Annotated in this window: 16 protein-coding genes and 1 tRNA gene; 11 read left to right on the top strand and 6 right to left on the bottom strand. The window is 66.9% G+C overall.

Annotation, left to right across the window (positions count from 1 at the left end; genetic code table 11):
• Positions 1-155 precede the first annotated feature (155 nt).
• The 7 genes from flgF to SJY26_RS08695 all read left to right on the top strand — a co-directional run bounded on the left by flgF (position 156) and on the right by SJY26_RS08695 (position 4,697).
• A complete protein-coding gene (flgF, locus tag SJY26_RS08725; RefSeq protein ID WP_396592672.1) occupies positions 156-893 on the top strand; it encodes a flagellar basal-body rod protein FlgF in 738 nt (245 codons plus the stop codon).
• A 12-nt stretch (positions 894-905) separates the two neighbouring features.
• Positions 906-1,694 carry a flagellar basal-body rod protein FlgG gene (gene flgG, locus SJY26_RS08720; RefSeq protein ID WP_396592671.1) on the top strand — a complete coding sequence of 263 codons (789 nt, stop codon included), beginning with the start codon at positions 906-908 and terminating at the stop codon, positions 1,692-1,694.
• Positions 1,694-2,458 carry a flagellar basal body P-ring formation chaperone FlgA gene (gene flgA, locus SJY26_RS08715; protein WP_396592670.1) on the top strand — a complete coding sequence of 255 codons (765 nt, stop codon included), beginning with the start codon at positions 1,694-1,696 and terminating at the stop codon, positions 2,456-2,458. Before flgG ends, flgA begins: the two co-directional genes overlap by 1 nt.
• 11 nt (positions 2,459-2,469) lie before the next feature.
• Positions 2,470-3,195, top strand: a complete 726-nt coding sequence (gene flgH, locus SJY26_RS08710; RefSeq protein WP_396592669.1) for a flagellar basal body L-ring protein FlgH — start codon at positions 2,470-2,472, stop codon at positions 3,193-3,195.
• Positions 3,196-3,273: 78 nt separating this feature from the next.
• The gene (locus SJY26_RS08705; protein ID WP_396592668.1) at positions 3,274-3,741 is read left to right on the top strand and encodes a hypothetical protein; all 468 of its coding nucleotides are present in this window, start codon (positions 3,274-3,276) and stop codon (positions 3,739-3,741) included.
• Between the two features lie 25 nt (positions 3,742-3,766).
• Positions 3,767-4,180: a hypothetical protein gene (locus SJY26_RS08700; protein WP_396592667.1), complete on the top strand. Its 414-nt coding sequence runs from the start codon at positions 3,767-3,769 to the stop codon at positions 4,178-4,180.
• Positions 4,181-4,193: 13 nt separating this feature from the next.
• Positions 4,194-4,697: a hypothetical protein gene (locus tag SJY26_RS08695; RefSeq protein ID WP_396592666.1), complete on the top strand. Its 504-nt coding sequence runs from the start codon at positions 4,194-4,196 to the stop codon at positions 4,695-4,697.
• On the opposite strand, the gene SJY26_RS08690 is transcribed toward SJY26_RS08695, so the two are convergent.
• Positions 4,694-4,816 (bottom strand): hypothetical protein, encoded by a 123-nt coding sequence (locus tag SJY26_RS08690; protein ID WP_396592665.1) that lies wholly within the window; start codon positions 4,814-4,816, stop codon positions 4,694-4,696. The two genes, SJY26_RS08695 and SJY26_RS08690, sit on opposite strands and share 4 nt — an antisense overlap.
• 67 nt (positions 4,817-4,883) lie before the next feature.
• Entirely contained in the window at positions 4,884-5,531 is a 648-nt protein-coding gene (gene msrA / locus SJY26_RS08685; protein WP_396592664.1) for a peptide-methionine (S)-S-oxide reductase MsrA, read from the bottom strand.
• 179 nt (positions 5,532-5,710) lie between these two features.
• Here msrA and SJY26_RS08680 point away from each other — a divergent pair.
• The 4 genes from SJY26_RS08680 (at position 5,711) to SJY26_RS08665 (ending at position 10,754) form a co-directional block, all read left to right on the top strand.
• Positions 5,711-5,800, top strand: a tRNA-Ser gene (locus tag SJY26_RS08680).
• Positions 5,801-6,137: 337 nt separating this feature from the next.
• Positions 6,138-6,641, top strand: a complete 504-nt coding sequence (locus tag SJY26_RS08675; protein ID WP_396592663.1) for an RNA polymerase sigma factor — start codon at positions 6,138-6,140, stop codon at positions 6,639-6,641.
• Entirely contained in the window at positions 6,638-7,615 is a 978-nt protein-coding gene (locus SJY26_RS08670; RefSeq protein WP_396592662.1) for a FecR family protein, read from the top strand. Before SJY26_RS08675 ends, SJY26_RS08670 begins: the two co-directional genes overlap by 4 nt.
• Before the next feature lie 43 nt (positions 7,616-7,658).
• Entirely contained in the window at positions 7,659-10,754 is a 3,096-nt protein-coding gene (locus SJY26_RS08665) for a TonB-dependent receptor (RefSeq protein WP_396592661.1), read from the top strand.
• Here SJY26_RS08665 and SJY26_RS08660 read toward each other — a convergent pair.
• From SJY26_RS08660 to SJY26_RS08645, 4 genes are all read right to left on the bottom strand, one after another.
• Positions 10,738-11,310 (bottom strand): phospholipase domain-containing protein, encoded by a 573-nt coding sequence (locus SJY26_RS08660; RefSeq protein WP_396592660.1) that lies wholly within the window; start codon positions 11,308-11,310, stop codon positions 10,738-10,740. The genes SJY26_RS08665 and SJY26_RS08660 overlap by 17 nt on opposite strands.
• 56 nt (positions 11,311-11,366) lie before the next feature.
• Positions 11,367-12,248: a glycerophosphodiester phosphodiesterase family protein gene (locus SJY26_RS08655; RefSeq protein WP_396592659.1), complete on the bottom strand. Its 882-nt coding sequence runs from the start codon at positions 12,246-12,248 to the stop codon at positions 11,367-11,369.
• Positions 12,248-13,549, bottom strand: a complete 1,302-nt coding sequence (locus tag SJY26_RS08650; protein WP_396592658.1) for a fibronectin type III domain-containing protein — start codon at positions 13,547-13,549, stop codon at positions 12,248-12,250. Before SJY26_RS08650 ends, SJY26_RS08655 begins: the two co-directional genes overlap by 1 nt.
• Before the next feature lie 65 nt (positions 13,550-13,614).
• Positions 13,615-16,518 (bottom strand): TonB-dependent receptor, encoded by a 2,904-nt coding sequence (locus SJY26_RS08645; protein WP_396592657.1) that lies wholly within the window; start codon positions 16,516-16,518, stop codon positions 13,615-13,617.
• Positions 16,519-16,826 lie beyond the last annotated feature (308 nt).

Genomic DNA, 16,826 nt, shown 5'->3' with positions numbered 1-16,826 from the left:
CCGAATACGCGCCTCTTGGTTAACGCGAGGTGTAGATCCGGCAGAAATTGCCGGGTGCCCCTGCCCTGTAAGACCGTCAAACCCCGGCGGGACGGGCATTAACCCTGTTGGCACGACCATTGCGTGGGCTGGGGCTGAAGGAGCCCGGAGCCCAAGTGGAAAACGCCGCCTACATCGGACTGTCCCGCCAGATGACGTTGCGTCGCGAACTCGACATCGCGGCCAACAACATCGCCAATGCCCAGACCACCGGCTTCAAGGTCGAGCAGCTGATGCTGGGCACCGAGGTCGGGGACCGGGCCCGCAACGACGCCGTCCGGCCGGGCGTCAGCTTCGTGCTGGACAACGGTGTGGGCCGGGACTTCTCGCAAGGGTCGCTCCAGCAGACCGGTCGTCGCCTGGATTTCGCGATCGAGGGCGAAGGCGTCTTCTTCCGCATCGAGGATGGAGCCGGCGAGGCCTATACGCGCGACGGGGGCTTCACCCTCGACCCCGAGGGCATGGTGGTAACGAAGTCCGGCCTGCCAGTCCTCAGCGACGCTGGCCCCATCGTCGTCGATCCGGCGCTGGGGCCCATCACGGTCGCGGATGACGGCAGCATCACCCAGAACGGCGTGCCTGTCGGCCAGATGGCTCTGGCCCGGTTCGAGAACCTCGGCGTCCTGTCCAAGGATGGAGACGGCCTCTACCGGAACACCTCCAACGAGGTGCCGATCGATGCTGCGGGAGCCCAGGTGCGCCAGGGCATGCTGGAGGGGTCGAACGTCAACCCGCTCGTCGAAATCACCAATCTTATCGAGATCAGCCGCGCCTACGAACGCGCGAGCAAGATGATCGAGAACGTCTCCGAACTGTCCCGTCGCTCGGTCGAGCGGCTGGGCCGGGCGAACTAGGGAAAATCCAGCATGCGCGCTCTCAGAACCGCCGCCTCCGGCATGGCCGCCCAGCAGCTGAACGTGGAGGTCATCTCCAACAACATCGCGAACATGAACACGGTCGGATACAAGCGCCAGCGCGCCGAGTTCCAGGACCTGATGTATCACAACGTCGAGCGCATGGGGGCCCAGTCGTCGGCCCAGGGCACGGTGGTGCCGACGGGAATCCAGATCGGTCTGGGGGTCAAGGCCGGCAGCGTTTACCGGATCACCGACCAGGGCACACCGACCCAGACCGGCGGTGACTATGACATCGCCGTCGACGGCCCGGGCTATTTCCAGATCACGCTGCCCTCGGGCGAGATCGGCTACACGCGGGCCGGAAACTTCTCCCTGAGCGGCGAGGGCCAGCTGGTGACCGAGGACGGCTATGCCGTCGAGCCGGCCATCACCATTCCCCAGGACGCGGTCGATGTGGCGGTCTCCAAGACCGGTCAGGTCCAGGTGTTCACCGACGGGGTGCCGGAGCCCGCGATCGTGGGGCAGCTGGAGCTGGCGACCTTCTTCAACGAGGCCGGTCTGGAAGCCATCGGCGACAACCTGCTGCTGGAGACGGCCGCTTCCGGCCCCGCGACCACCGGCACACCCGGCGAACCCGGGTTCGGCCAGCTTCTGCAGGGCTTCACTGAGGCCTCCAACGTCGACGCGGTGACCGAGATCAGCGCCCTGATCATTGCCCAGCGCGCCTATGAGATGAACTCCAAGGTCATCAGCACGGCCGACGAAATGATGAGTGTCTCCTCGCAGGTGAAGGGCTGATGATCCGGTTCCTGACCCTGCTGGCCGCGCTGGTGCTGTTCGCCGGCCCGGCCGTCGCCGATCCGGTCACCCTGCGGAACAACCCCGTGGACGACGACGGCCAGGTGACGCTGGGCGATCTGTTCGACGGGGCTGGCGCGGCTGCCGCCGTGTTGGTGGCCAGCCGGGCCGGGCCGTCGGTGGTGCTGGATGCCGGACAGTTGCAGGCCATCGCCGCGCGCTCCGGCCTGCAATGGGCCAACCCACAGGGGCTGAGGCGGGTCGTGGTCCGTCGGGCCGCCCTCGCTCCCGGCAGCGCCGTGACCTCGGCAACCGCTGCCCCTGCGGCGCGCGGCGCGACGGTCGAGGTCCTGACCTGGGCCCGAAGTCTGACGACCGGTGACGTGGTCCAGCCCGAGGATGTGATCTGGTCGACGGTGCAGGCGCATCTGGTCCCGGGCGGCACGCCGTCCGACACCGATCAGGTCATCGGCCTGTCGGCCCGCCGGGCCCTGAGGGCCGGTGCCGTGGTCGGTGCCCGCGATCTCGTCTCGCCCCGCGTGATTGCCCGAAACGACATGGTCGAGGTGGCCTTCATCTCCGACGGGGTGACCCTGACCGTCACCGGGCGCGCCACGCGGGACGCCGCCGCCGGTGAGCCCGTGCCGGTCCTGAACCTGACGTCCGGCCGCACTATCGATGCCGTCGCTTCCGGTCCGGGCCGGGCCCTCGCCGGTCCAGGGGCCCGCACATCTGCCTCTACCGCCCAGTTCGCCGTTCGCTAGGAATCGATCACATGCGTCTGTCCATTCTCACCCTGGCTCTTGTGAGCGCCTCGCTGGGGGCCTGTTCCACCGTCGTCGAGACGGTCAAGGGCCCGGATCTGGCCCCGATCGGCTACCCGGCCCAGCTGATCCCTGTGACCCAGGCCTACCAGGCGCCGCCCCAGCCGCGCTCCGCCAGCGCCAACTCGCTGTGGCGGACCGGAGCCCGGGCCTTTTTCGGGGATCAGCGCGCGCGCCACATCGGCGACATCCTGACCGTAAGCATCGACATCGACGATCAGGCCCAGACCTCCAACACCACCAGCCGCAGCCGAAGCAACGACATTTCCGGCGGGGTCTCGAACTTCTTCGGCCTGGAGAACAGCCTCGGACGTGCCTTCCCGGGCGGGTTCGACGCCCAGAACCTCGTCGGCCTCGAGGGCGCATCCAATGCCAACGGCACCGGCTCCGTCAGCCGGTCGGAGCGGGTCAACCTGACCATTGCGGCGGTCGTGACCGACATCCTGTCCAACGGCAATCTGGTGATCCAGGGTCGGCAGGAAGTGCGCACCAACCGCGAGCTGCGCGAACTGACCGTGGCCGGAATCGTGCGGCCCGAGGACATCTCCAGCGCCAACACCATCGCCCATACGCAGATTGCCGAGGCGCGCATCAGCTATGGCGGTCGCGGTGACATCAGCCGGGTCCAGGCCGCGCCGGCCGCCCAGAGCCTGGTGGAACGCTTCAGCCCGTTCTAGCGGAGGGCGCTCGGCAAGCGCTGCCGTGAACCGTTAACGGGAACCCGCGTTTGATGATCAGACGCAAGGTTTCCCAAGATGTTCCGCATACTGATCCCTGCCGTGGCCGCCCTTGGACTGGTCGCACTTGCGGCCCGGCCGGGTCCGGCCGATGCCGATCCGATGATCGCCGTCCACACCCCCGTCATGAGCTGGAGCGTCCACCATGAGGGGGCTTTGGCCAAACTGACCTATGGCGTGGCCCACTCGGACCAGCTGGCCCTGATGGTCACCTGCATGCCGGGCGACACCCGTGCCGTCGTTTACGGAGACATGCAGCCAGAGGGGGCGCGTCTGATCGAGGCCCGTCACCAGGTCGACCCCCTTTCCGGAGGCGAGGCTGTGGAAGCCCGGCTTTCCCTCCGGGACCCGTGGCTGACCTCACTGGCCGAGCGAGGCCGCACCACCGTGGTGGGAGAGGCCGGACGGTTCCAGCTGACGGCTTCACGTCAAGAACGTCGCCTTGTGGCGGATTTTCTGGCCTACTGCGCCCCGGGGCGCATCTGAGCGGGCCCCCGGCGGGGACCTGCGAATGACCTTTATCACCCTGGCGGCCGTGGTGGTCGCCCTGCAGGCGGGCTGGACCTGGACCCTTTACGAGGAGGCCAGTCCGGTTGTTCTGGCCAACGAGATTCCCGACACGCCTCGCCTGAAGACGGTGCTGGAATGCCAGCCGGGATCGGGCGTCGCCCGGCTGGACCTGTTCGGCCCCAATGCCGGCCCCGGCATCGCGACCATCGTTTCAGGCCCGGCCTCCGCCACCGGCCAGAGCGACGCCAGCGAGACCCAGCGGTCCATCGCCCTGCGCACCGACCATCCCGTCTTCGGCCAGTTCGTCCAGACCGGAGCGCTGGATGTCGCCGTGGCCGGGCGGCACCAGATCGTGACGGTCGAGACGGACCATCTTGCCAAGCTTCGCCGGTTCGCCGAACTTTGCGGCGGCTGAGGGGAAGACTGTCATGCGCGTGATCCGGATATCGGCCCTCTTGCTGGCCGGCCTCGTATCCGCCTGCGCCAGTGGCGCGCCTCTCGACTCCGGAACCGTGGCCGGGGCCGCTGCGGCGGCCCCGGCACCGACCCCCGGCTATGACTGGCATTTCACGCCGTCGGAGGACTCGGTCTATCTGGCTTACGGGGTGGAAAACAGCGACGATCTCAAGATCGGCCTGCACTGCAGCCCCGGCTCCGGACAGATCGAGCTGGCGGCTCCGGCCCCGACCGGCAGTCGGGTGATCCATCTGGAGTCCGGCGGCGAGATGGAGCGGTTCGACGCCAAGGGGGAGCCTTCCGAACTTCACGGCGGCGATTTCCTGACGGCAGGGGCCGCAGCGCGGGAGCCGCTATTCCAGCGTTTCCGCCGTCTCGGCTGGCTTGCCCAATGGACCGATGGGCGGCGCGAAACCTACGCCGCCCACCCGGGGTCCGAATCCGGGGTGGAACGGTTCTTCGCCCGTTGCGGCTAGACCAGACCGAGGGCTGCCCGGGCCTTGCGCGTCAGCCCGGTTGCCACGATCCCGTGAGCCGTCGCCAGATGGTCGGCCAGGTCCGCTGGGGCCCAGGCCGCAGGGTCGGGCAGGTTCACCCATTTCGCCTGAGCCAGATAGGGGGCCGGCCGGGGGCCGGGCCCGGCCGGTGTCCGTCAGGGCCGCTCAGGCGCTGACGCCGACCCCGATCGGGCAGACCACGCCGGTGCCGCCGATGCCACAATAGCCGTCGGGGTTCTTGGCCAGATAGCCCTGGTGGTAGCCCTCGGCGAAATAGAACGGGCCGGCCGCGGTGATCTCGGTCGTGATCGTCCCCTTGCCGGCGGCGCCCAGCGCGGCCTGATAGGCGTCGCGCGAGGCCTCGGCCCGGGCCTTCTGGTCCTCGTCCAGATAGTAGATGGCCGAGCGGTAGGTGGTGCCGATGTCATTGCCCTGGCGCATGCCCTGCGTGGGGTCGTGCCCCTCCCAGAAGGTCTTCAGCAGCTCGTCGTAGGAGATTTCTGCCGGGTTGAAGACGACCTGGACGACCTCGGTCTGGCCGGTGCGGCCGGTGCAGGTCTCCTCATAGGTGGGATTGGGCGTGATGCCGCCGGAATAGCCGACCGAGGTGACCCAGACGCCGGGCAGGGTCCAGAACTTGCGCTCCACGCCCCAGAAACAGCCCATGCCGAAGATCGCGGTCTGGAACCCCTCCGGATGCGGGCCCTTCAGCGGACGGCCGGTGACGAAATGGACCTCGTCCGTCGGCAGGGGGGTGGCCCGGCCCGGCAGGGCGGTGTCAGCGGTCGGCAGGGTCGTCTTGGCGCTCAGCATAGATGCGATCCGTGAGAGGAGGAACATGGCCGGGATATGGGCACGGTCAGCGGCTTTGCCCAGAGGGCCGGGCGACCAGCGCCTTTTGCGCCGTTCGCGCTTGCCCGCAGCGCCCGGCTGTTCTATCAGCCTGCCCTCCCCGGGGGCGACCTCCCGGGCGTTTCGCGTGCGTGTGAAACGGACAGGTGGCGGAGTGGTCGATCGCGCACGCTTGGAAAGCGTGTGTAGGTGAAAGCCTACCGAGGGTTCGAATCCCTCTCTGTCCGCCACGCCGCGCAACTTTCTCTGTAACTCATCGACTTATTCTTCATTCTGTCTAACCGCAGGTACCAGGTTAGACACCGCCTGTTCTGCTTTGCCGGGGACCAGACCCGCAGGGACCTGTTTGGATACATCGAGGGCTTCTACATTCCCATTGTCTGCTTTCGTCACCGGGCGACATCAGCCCCGTCGAGGCAGAACGCAGAGCGGCTAAGCCCCGTCCACTTTTGCGGGGGAGGATCACCTCAACTTTGCGGGGGCATCATCTGCAGGTCGCGCGATTGTTTTGGCTCTGTTTTGGTACCGTCACCGTTGAGCCGTAACAGCCCCGCCAGCGGGGTGTGCATGGCGGTTCAGGATCCAGGTGCGGGAGGCGTGTTGGCGAAAAACGCCCCGCGCTTGCGCGCCTTCGTCAGAAGCCGCGTTAGAAATGACGCGGACGCGGACGACATCAGCCAGGAAGCCTATGCGCGGGTTCTGGCGCGTTCGCGCGGCGGACCGCTGGGGGATCCCGTGGCCTACGCCTTTCGCGTGGCGCTCAACCTGCTCAGCGACCGCGGGCGCTCCGGCGCGCGCGGCGGCGAGGAGGAAATCGCCGACGACATGGCTTCGGCCGATCCGTCTCCGTTCGAGGTGCTGGACATGAAACAGAGAGCCGAGCTGTACGCTCGCGCCCTGCGGGCCATGCCGCGCCTCAGGCGCGAGGTCTTCATCCTTCGACAATCCGCAGAACTCGGCTATGTGCAGATCGCCGACCGCCTCGGCATCTCTGTCGAGGCCGCACAGAAACATTTCAGCAGGGCGGTTATTGACGTGCGTCGCGCTATGGATACGGAGCGCGACCTGTGAGCGATGGAATGCGCACCACCGAGGAGCAGGCGGCGTTATGGGCCGATCGCCGCAGGCGGGGTTCGCTTGATGCGGATGAAACGCGTCGCCTTGAGGACTGGCTCGCCGCCGGACCAGAACGCCTTGAGATGCTGGATCTTCATGGGAGGCTGCTGAGCGACCCGGCCCTGGCGACGGCGATGCAGATGGTGGCCGCCAACGGCGCACGACCCGTCCGAAAAGCCTGGGGACTGACGCCCCGGCCGTTCGTCTGGGCGGGTTTCGGCGCGGTCGCCGCTGCTGCTGCTGCGGCCGCCGTTCTGGTCTGGCCCTCGCAGGGGCGGCTCGTCCACGAGACGCTGACGGGAACGGTCGGTCAGACCGTGCAGGCATCCTTCGACGACGGTTCTCTGGTGCAGTTGAACGGCCACAGCCTCGTGCGTACCGCTTTCGGTGCCGAACGCCGCGACGTCTATTTGAGGGGCGAGGGGTTCTTTGCGGTCGCCAAGGACGCAAGGCGGCCCTTCTCGGTCTTTACCGCGACCCACCGGATCACCGCGCTCGGAACGCGCTTCAATGTCGATGAACGCAGTGGGGGGGCGGTCGAGGTCAGCGTCCTGGAAGGGCGGGTCGAGGTGGTCGCGCTGAAACATCCGGATCAGCGCCGGGTGCTGAGCGCCGGGGCCCGCCTGCTGGTACGAGACGGCGAGCTGAGATCCGCTGCAACCACGCGCCTGGACGTGTCGACCGACACGCCGGACTGGACCCAGGGCTGGATCGACGCAGAGGACATGACCCTGTCCGACCTGCTGGTGGAACTGGAACGCCAGTCGCCGGGTTTCCGCGCCGGGTTCGCCGATCCTGAGCTGAGCAAAGGCCGGATCAGCGGGCGGTTCGAGACCGACCAGCCCGAAAAGGTTTTGGCGGTGGTTGCGGACATGCAGGGCCTGACCTTGCGTAAGGACGCCTCCGGCCGTCTTCTTATCGACCGGTGAGTCCAGCGTGATACCGGGGCGGGCATCTGTTCTGGGCGCTGCGATGCTGGCGGGCTTGACGCTGTGGAGCACAGGGGCGACTGCGGCACCTTCGGCAGGCGAGGTGCGCCGCTTCCAGATCCCCGCAGGCCCTCTGGCCCGGGCGCTTCGTGATCTGTCCCGCCAGGCGGGGGTGGCGGTGATCGCCGACGCCGATCTGGTGCGAGGTCGCACTGCACGGGACGTCAGAGGACGAACGACGGCCGGGGCCGCTCTGGCCGGCCTGCTGGCCGGCAATCCGGATCTGAACAGCCGCATGGTTGGCGACACCCTGATCGTTGAGCGCGCCGCGCCGGTCCCGGCCTCAGAGCCGCCGCCGGCAGTGGAACTGGAAGAGGTCGTGGTCCTGGGGCGCCCGGGAGCGATCCAGGAGGCGCTGGAGATCAAACGCGATTTTGACGGCGTCAGTGACGTCGTCAGCGCCGACGATCAGGGGCTGTTGCCAACCAGCAATATCGCCGAAAGCCTGGCCCGGCTGCCCGGCGTCAACGCCGTTCGCAACCACCAGACCGGCGAGGGCGACCGGCTGACTGTTCGGGGCATGTCGACCGAATGGAACGCCTACCGGATCAATGGCGTGCGACTGGGCGGGGCCGGGTCGCGGGCGGACAAGTTCTACCGCGGCGTTCGCCTCAGCTATCTGCCGCCCGAGGGGGTTCAGAGCCTGATCGTCCGCAAGACCCTGACGCCGGATCTGGACGGGGACGCCCTGGGGGGGCTGATCGATATCCAGACCCCCACGGCCTTCGACGCCGGTCGGGACTATGTGAGGCTGTCGGCCGAGACCGGGTGGCTGACACGGTTCGACCAGCCGAAATCGGAAAAGCTGGCCCTGGCGGTCTCGCATCGCTTCTCTGACAGGCTGGGCCTGTTCCTCGCCGCCAACTGGAGCGACGCGCGATCCAGGTTCGAGATGGTCGGCGGCGATAGCGACGACCTGCCGCCGGTCTGGTACGACACCACCTATTCGACCGGCTGGGACTTCGACCGCTTCGTCATGCGCGGCATGGAGCTGGCGGTCGGCGAGACCCAGGTCCGACGGGTCGGGCTGAACGGCAGTCTGGACTGGCGGGGCGCACAGCAGGACCTGCACCTCCGCGTCCAGTACAATCGCTATGAGGGCGAGGAGTATCGAAACCGCCTGAACTTCCGCAACGACGGCCTGGCCGGAACCGAGCGTCTGGTTCAGGTTGACAGCCGCCTGACTGGTCTCGTTCAGCCGGATCAGATGGTGGTCGGGTCCGATCCTGAACTGGGCCGCATCTATGGCTATACGACCGCGCAGGTGAAGGATGCCGATGGGGACGGACGGATCACCGACGCGGATCGCACCGCACGCTCGGTCTACAGTCTGGCCGGTGCCTCGGGCGTATGGGATCCGATGGGGTTCCGGTTGAGACGGTTTTGGGAAGCGACCGAGGAATCCGGCCTGCTGTCGTCCATCACGCTGGGCGGTCGTCGCTGGGGAGGTCCCTGGATGTTCGACTATGACGTGTCCGTGTCCCGATCACAGGACGATCTCGACAATGGTGCGACCCTGGAGTTCCGGACCGACGCCGTGGAATGGTTGGGCAACCGCGGCGTCCAGGTGATCGAAACCGGCGATCCGCGCTTTCGGCTGTGGGACCTGAACGCTGCGGGGCTGGCCGCTGTCCAGGATCCCGCCGCCTATGACTTCAGAAGCCTGACCAACGCCTGGGAACAGACTTCGGAAACTCTGGCGCAGGCCCAGTTCGACCTCGCCTACGCCACTGGCGGCGGACTGCTGGACTCGATCAAGCTTGGTGGGCGCTACATGTACTCGGATCGCCGGAGCGCCGCCGGAGCGCGTCCCGATCTGATCGCACCCGAGACAATGGCCGACCTGGAGGGGCTGTTCGGCACAACGGTGACCGACCTGTTCGACGGGCGATACACCCGTGACCATCAGCTCGGCGTCGTCCTGGACAGCCGGCGGATGCTGGCGGAGATCGAACGCGCCTATCGCGGCGACAGCGCCTATTTCATCGTCGATCCCGAGTTCGAGGCCGATGAGGATCCCGAGAACTTCCGTCTGAAGGAACAGGTAGCCGCCGGCTATGTCGTGGCGACCGGGCGATGGGCGGACACCGAGTTCACGGGCGGTGTCCGGGTCGAGCACACGCGTACGAATGTGGGCTTTCCTGTGCTTGACCCGATCCGCGGCGACGGCCGAGCCAACCGTCGGAACAGCTTCACCAATATTCTCCCGTCCGTGCATCTGCGGCGCGCCCTGGGCGGCGAGGCCGTCCTGCGCGCCGCCGTCTGGTCCAGCTTCGCCCGCCCGGACATCGCGCGCATGACCACGGCCCGGCAATATGTCTATGACCAGGATACCGACGATGACGGCGAAGCCAATCCCGAGACCGACTGGGTGCTGCTGGAAGTCCGTGAAGGCAATCCCGACCTGCTGCCAATGGGGGCGATCGGCTATGATCTGTCTCTGGAGCACTATGGGCGATCGACGGCCTGGTCAGCGGCCCTGTTCCACAAGGACATCCGCAACTTCCTCTACAGGGCGTCGACCAGTTCGATCCGGGACGGCGGACTTGAGGATCGGGGGGACGAGGACGGGGTGCCGGTCCGGGCCTATGTCAACGGACGACGGGCGCGGATCAGCGGCATTGAGCTGGCGGTGCGTCACGGGTTCGACCGGGCACCTGCGCCGCTGGATGGTCTGGGCATCACGGCCAATCTGACGTGGCAGGTCAGCCGCGCCGACGCGAGCATCTCATGGCGGGACGGTGACGTACTTCCGTTCACGGAAACCCCGGAGACCCTGGCCACCGTGGAGCTGTTCTGGCAGGGCGGCGGCTGGGAGGCGGCGGTCGGCTGGAGTCGCCAGGGCGGCTTCCTGGAAGGCATGGATAGTTTCGCCAACGATCCCTATGAGCAGCCTTATAGTTTCGTGGACCTGAGCCTGCGCAAGCGTATGGGGGCCGATGGCCTGGCCTCGATCCAGATCCGCAACCTTCTGAACAGCCACACCTATTGGTACACCTTCGGCTCCGGGTCGGCGAACCTGCGCGAATACATCCGGACGGGACCGACCGTGACCCTGGCCGTCAGCCGAAGCTTCTAGCAGGCGGGCCGCTGTTCCGCGGCAGGGCGACGCGGCCCGCGAACCGACGGTGAAAGGGGCCGCCTACCCTTGACACGGACAGGTCGTACCAACCGCCCGGCTCCAGGGGCACGCGCAGATGGGGGCGGTCGCCCACGCGCACCCGCGACCGCCGCACCACTCGACCGGCCGTCTCGTCGAGAACGCAGAACCAGGCGGCCTCGGCGCTCGACAGGCCCAGGATCAGACCCGCGCCCCGGCGTGCGGGAGCCAGCCGGGCTGTGGTGGCTCCGTCGTCGGCGAGTCGACCGGCGAAGCGTCTGTACAGGCCGTCAGGCGCGACGATATGGAGATCATAGGGACTGGCCGGCCAGCTCAACGACAGCGTCTTGCCGGCATTCAGACGATAGCGATGCGCCTCGGGCGAGGCCGCAAGGCCATTGTACAGGTGAAACACCGCCTCGTCCGACCCGTCATTTCGGATATCCAGCCACAGCAGGCCATGGTCGAAGTCGAACCGATCCTGGATCCAAAGCGGGCGCGAAGGCGTAGCGGCCGCGTGCCTGCCGACGGACAAGAACGGGCCCTCAACGGGGAACGCAGCCTGAATTTCCCGACTGTCGAACATCCGTGTCAACGCGCCGCCTCCAGGCCGCACGCCGACAGCGCGCGTCTCAGGTCGTGGGGGCGGTCGGTCTGAATCACATTGGCGTCCAGGGCGAGCAGGGCGCGCAGCCGGTGACAGAGATCCGGCTGGTCGGCGGCGAGGGCCGCGTCGACCTCGCCCAGGCTGTTGACCCAGGTGCGCGCGGGCAGGCCTCGGATTTCCGCCTGCAAATCCGACGTCAGCGAATCCGGATCACCGTGGACGACGAAGACCAGGGTCAGGCCGGCCGCCGCCGAGGCCAGGCCGTCCGGGCGGCCGACGCGGGGCATCACCATGGCCTTCGGCGCGAGCCGCTGCACCTGCCTCAGAACCCCAATGTCGGAATCGAAGAACAGGACCTGGTCCGTCATCTCCAGTCCCTCGACCACGGCGACGATCGGGGCGATTCGATCCGTCTTCAGATCCAGATCCACGAGCACGCGTCCGCAGGCGCTGCGGAGCGCCTCGACCAGGGTCGGCGGCGGTTCCGGGCTGCCTTCCAGCCGCAGGTTCCGGACCTGGGCGTAGGTCAGTCGCTCGGCGTCGCCGACGCCGCCTGTGGTGCGCGTCACCGTCTGGTCGTGCATCAGGAAGGGCACCCCGTCGGCCGAGACCTTGACGTCGATCTCGATGATGTCCGCCCCGGCCCGCACGGCTTCGTCGATCGCGGTCAGGGAATTCTCCGGTGCCTCGAGGTGGCCGGCCCGGTGCGCGGCGATCAGCAGGGTGCCGCGCGGCCGCGCCAGCTCGGCCTGGAGACGCGACATGACGGCGGTCGCGCCGCAGACCGGATCGGCCGGGGCCGGCGTCGCCGCCAGCCCCGCCGCCAATGCTGCGAAAAGGCCGACAATGGCGGGACGCGCGGTCATTACTGGTCCTCGCGCCGCAGAAGCAGCTCCGGCGTCGCCGGCTTCAGATCCGTCAGACGCGCCGGCCCCGCGCCGGACCTGTCCAGCTGGAAGGCGTCGTACAGGGTGCCGTCCATGGTGACGGCCCGCACCGTCAGCCGATCGCCAGCGACCTCGATCTGCTGGAACACCTGCACGCCGCTGCCCTTGCGGTCGGTCCAATCCAGGTCGCCCAGCGGATACTGCTTCGGCCCGACATTGGAGACCATATAGACGGGCCCCTGATCGTGGGGGCGACCACGGCCATAGGTGTGGTCATGACCGGCCAGCACCAGGTCGACGTGATAGCGGTCGAACAGGGGTTGCAGCACGACTCGCAGCTCTTCCCCGCTGCGACCCTGGGCGGCGGAATAGAGGGGGTAGTGCAGGAAGACGACCGTCCAGCGTGACGGGTTGTCGGCCAGTTGCTGCTCAAGCCAAGCCACCTGATCCTGTTCCGCCTGCGGGTCTTCGTCGATCATGTCGGCGTCGAGGGAGAGGATGCGCACGCCCTGATAATCGACCCGATAAACAGTCTCCGTCAGCATGTCGGACGGGCCGTTGTCGGGCAGGTTGAACTGAAGCCGCCACTGGGGGGCCAGCCGTTGCCGGGTCTCGCCCTGGGGCTTCATGTATTCGTGATTGCCCGGCGTCATGAGCGACGGGGTCTCCGCCAGCCGGTGGGAATCCATGTCGAACCACTCGCCCCATTCCGCGTCGTTGTCGGCGCGGTTGATCAGATCGCCGGCGAACAGCATGAAGGCCGCGTCGGGCGTCTGGCGCAGGGCGCGGCGCACGGCCAGGCCGCCCATGGAGCGGATGTCGTTCTGGACGTCGCCCATATAGAGGAAGGTGAAGGGCCGGGCCTCTGCCGCCGCCGTCTTCACCTGGCGCCAGGGCGACCAGGCCCCCTCCTTGCCCACGCGATAGACGTACTGGGTGTCGGGGGTCAGGCCAGTCAGCCGCACGCTGTAATAGTCAGCGGCGACGTTCTGTTCGTCCCGCGTCGTGAAGGCGGCGGAGGTGCGCTGTGCGGACAGTCGAACGGCCTGGGCCGAATAGGCCGGCCCAGGCGTCAGGGTCGCATATTCGATGAAGCCGGCGCCTGCGCCCGCTTCGGCGCGCCAGTTGAAGGCCAGGCTGGTCGAGGGCGTCTCGGTCAGATTGACGATGACTCGTTCGGGCAGGGACGCCGTCTGGGCTTGCGCCGGGGCGGTCTGGAGGGCGGCGAAGGCCAGGACGCTGCAAGACAGGGTCGCGGCGAGGCGCAGGGACAGGCGCATGAGGTATCCTCGATGTCGGGAAAAGGAGCCGCTCGCGGGAAGTCTCCCGCGAGCGGCAGGGACGATCAGAGCCGCCAGTTCAGGTTCAGGCTCAGGTAACGACCGTTCTCGATGTAGTCGCGGACGCCACCCTTTCCTTCACCGAAGTTGTAGAAATAGGTGTAGTTGTCCAACAGGTTCTGAACCTTGAAGGTCGCCGTCAGGTTTGGCGTGATCTGACGCCGCGCCATCAGGTCCACAAAGTGGTAGTCCTGCTCATACGGGTCGTTGCCGTAGTCCTCGATGTCTTCCAGGGACCCGTCCTGATAGTTGTAGGCCACATAGGCCTCCCAGCCGTTGTGCTCCCAGAACAGTTCCAGGTTCACGATGTGGTCGGGCGTCTCCATGAAGGGCAGCGTGTAGCCCTCAGGATGCCAGGACAGGCCGGTCTCGGCTTCCGAGCGCTGGATGGTGGCATTCAGCGCCACGCCCAGTCCGTCGAACGGGGCCGGCAGCCACTGCAGCTGCTGGCGGGCGTTGATCTCGACGCCGCGGATCTCGGCCTTGCGGCCGTTCATCGGCATGGAGACGGGCACGCCCGACGGATCTTCGAACTCGCCCGCCGTACCGTTCTGGATGACCGACGACGAGGAGCGGAACAGGAACTTGTCGATGTCCTTGTAGAACAGGGCGACCGAGTAGGCGCCGGTGCGTCCGTTGTAATATTCCGCCGACAGGTCGTAGTTGACCGAGGTCATCGGCTCCAGGTCGGGGTTGCCCTGGACAATGCCGGCCAGCACCCATTCGTCGGTCGGGTTGGTCACGCCGTCGCCGTCGGGATCGCTCTCGTAGCTGTATTCCTTGACCGAGGTCATCCGGTTGATGTCCGGACGCGACACACTGGTCCAGATCGCAGCCCGCAGCTTGGCGTTCCGGCTGACGTCATAGTTGACGTGGATCGAAGGCAGCCAGTTGGTGAAGCCCGAGGTGTCGGTGGTGTAGTCCTCGCCCCGCACAGGGTCTTCGGTCCAGGCGCGGATGTCGTTGCTGGTGTCCTCGACCCGAACCCCGGCGATCATTTCGGCAGCGCCGAAACGCGCCGTGCCCATGACATAGGCCGACGCCACCTGTTCGTCGTAGAACCAGGTCGAGGCGTAGTCGATCGAGTCCGCCTCGTTCAGCGTCAGCAGGGTCGAGTTGCCCGCCTTGGCGCGCTCGATCTCGGCCATCATCTTGCCGGTGTCGATGACGGTACCGAGTTGGTGCTGGCCGGTGTACTGGCCGTCGAACATGTCGGTGACCGCCTCGCCGAACAGGGCGGAATAGTCGGCCATCGTGCCCTGCGGCTCCAGGTCGATCAGCGACCCTTCCAGGCGTTCGCGCTCGGACTTGTAGTATTTGGCACCGGCGCGGATCTCCTGCAGCCAGGAGCCGGTCGGCTCGTAGCGCAGGTTGAACTGGGCCTGGTTCAGGGCTTCCCTGGCACCGCCATAGCTGCCGCTCAGGCTGGAGGCGGTGAACTGGGTCAGGTCCTGGACGCCCGCCATGCCGGCGGGGTTCAGCACCCATTTCAGGTACTGCGGATCCCCTTGGCTGACGATGTCGACGCCTTCGTTGCCCTTCCAGAGATAGGCGTTGCGGCCGAAATACATCTCGTAGCTGTCGACGATATTGTCCTCGGATTCCGAGTGCGACAGGTCGTAGTCGAGGGTGAACTCGCCGAAGCGGCTTTCGCCGCCGAAGTTGACCATCTGCAGCACGCCTTCGGTCGTGCCGCCTTCCCAGTAGCGACGCAGGCGGAAGCCCTTGGGATCCCACGACCCGGACGAGCCGTTCAGGCTGTAATAGCCGGTGGAGCCCTTGTCCGCGTCGGTGATCACCCCGTCCTTGTCGCGGTCCACGATCTGGGCGGTGGTGTAGTTGTAGATGGCACCCTTGGGGCCGTAGCCGATGACGGCGTTGGCGGGCTCGGTCAGGTCGCCGCGCGACTTGTCCACCTGCTCCAGACGCGCCGACGCGCTGGTCCCGGCCTCGTTGCGGAAGTTCAGGCGGTTCCTGAATTGGGTTTCTTCGTATTCGTTGTACTGGCCGCGCAGATGGAAGTCGTGGTTGTCGCCGCGCCAATCCAGCGAGCCGTTGAAGCCCCAGCGGGTCACGTCGGTGTCGCCGGTGGACATCTCCAGACCGCGGGTGACGAAGGTCCGGGGATCGAAGTCCAGGCTCTGGGTCGTGCTGTACCAGGTACGGGGCATGTTATCCCCGGAGTTGCCGATCTGCTCGAACTGCGAGGCGCGCTCCGAGTAATTGCCGGTCACGAACAGGCCCAGGCGGTCCGAGAACTGCTTGCCGAAGGCGACGTCCGCCGCCCACGAGGTCCGGTCGTCGCGCTGTTGCAGCAAGGTGCCTTCGATCGAGCCGGCGACGTGGGTCGGGTCGTAGTCGAAGGCCGTCGGGGTCTTGATGTCGATCGTGCCGCCGATCGCGTCGCCGTCCATATAGGGCAGCAGGCTCTTGTAGACGGTGATCGCATCCACGCCCGACGTTGGCAGGAAGCTGAGGCGCACGCCGCGGAAGAAGTTGTCGCCCGGCGATCCGGTGCCGCCCATACGCACGCCGTTCACGGCGTAGGCGTTGTATTCGGTCGCCATGCCGCGGATCACCACCCGGTCGCCTTCGCCGGTGAAGTGGTTGCGGACTGCCGACACGCCGGGAATGCGCGACGCGGCTTCGGTCAGGTTCGAGGACGGCAGCTTGCCCATGTCGTCGGCGCTGACGCTGTCCGAGATCATGTCGTTGTTGCGTTTCTCGTCGATCGAGCGGCGCAGGCCTTGAAGATATCCGGTGACGACGACTTCATCGAGAACCGTCGTTGGGGCGGCCTCGGCGGGCGTCGCGCCCGACGGTGTCTGGGCCGCAGCCCAGTGCGGAAATGCGGCGACGAGCGCCAGGCCGCCGGCGGCGGCCATATATCGAGATTTGGTCTTGAGCATGTGATCCCCCGTGATCTGCTTCGACGCAGACGGGGGAGAGACGGGCCGATCAGCCTTGGCTGACAGCTGTCATCAAGATTTCATCCCCCTGTCGCTGACCTGCAGATTTCGGACGCGGCCGGGTGGAACCGTCGATCTGGCATGCCAGCATTGCCTTCTCCCGCTTCTCGCCGACGGCGGCACCTCAGCCGGCCTGCGGGCCTTGATGAGCTCCGCTTCCGTGTTCTCGTCAGATCCCAGGCGAGAGCCTGAACAGCCCTTTCATTAGCGTCGCTCTCGATCCACCATCCTCGCGAGTTGGGTTGAAC

Origin of the sequence: Brevundimonas sp. R86498, from assembly GCF_044598075.1 — a bacterium.
GTDB lineage: Bacteria > Pseudomonadota > Alphaproteobacteria > Caulobacterales > Caulobacteraceae > Brevundimonas.
Note: the sequence above shows the minus strand (reverse complement) of the source record. Positions and strands in the feature narration are given on the sequence as shown.

Excerpts from the sequence above, each read along its gene's own strand:
- SJY26_RS08695 (WP_396592666.1), top strand. The coding sequence starts at position 4,194 with ATGCGCGTGATCCGGATATCGGCCCTCTTGCTGGCCGGCCTCGTATCC.
- flgA (WP_396592670.1), top strand. The coding sequence starts at position 1,694 with ATGATCCGGTTCCTGACCCTGCTGGCCGCGCTGGTGCTGTTCGCCGGC.
- SJY26_RS08675 (WP_396592663.1), top strand. The coding sequence starts at position 6,138 with ATGGCGGTTCAGGATCCAGGTGCGGGAGGCGTGTTGGCGAAAAACGCC.
- SJY26_RS08700 (WP_396592667.1), top strand. The coding sequence starts at position 3,767 with ATGACCTTTATCACCCTGGCGGCCGTGGTGGTCGCCCTGCAGGCGGGC.
- msrA (WP_396592664.1), bottom strand. The coding sequence starts at position 5,531 with ATGCTGAGCGCCAAGACGACCCTGCCGACCGCTGACACCGCCCTGCCG.
- SJY26_RS08645 (WP_396592657.1), bottom strand. The coding sequence starts at position 16,518 with ATGCTCAAGACCAAATCTCGATATATGGCCGCCGCCGGCGGCCTGGCG.
- SJY26_RS08705 (WP_396592668.1), top strand. The coding sequence starts at position 3,274 with ATGTTCCGCATACTGATCCCTGCCGTGGCCGCCCTTGGACTGGTCGCA.
- SJY26_RS08665 (WP_396592661.1), top strand. The coding sequence starts at position 7,659 with ATGCTGGCGGGCTTGACGCTGTGGAGCACAGGGGCGACTGCGGCACCT.
- SJY26_RS08655 (WP_396592659.1), bottom strand. The coding sequence starts at position 12,248 with ATGACCGCGCGTCCCGCCATTGTCGGCCTTTTCGCAGCATTGGCGGCG.
- flgG (WP_396592671.1), top strand. The coding sequence starts at position 906 with ATGCGCGCTCTCAGAACCGCCGCCTCCGGCATGGCCGCCCAGCAGCTG.
- SJY26_RS08650 (WP_396592658.1), bottom strand. The coding sequence starts at position 13,549 with ATGCGCCTGTCCCTGCGCCTCGCCGCGACCCTGTCTTGCAGCGTCCTG.
- flgH (WP_396592669.1), top strand. The coding sequence starts at position 2,470 with ATGCGTCTGTCCATTCTCACCCTGGCTCTTGTGAGCGCCTCGCTGGGG.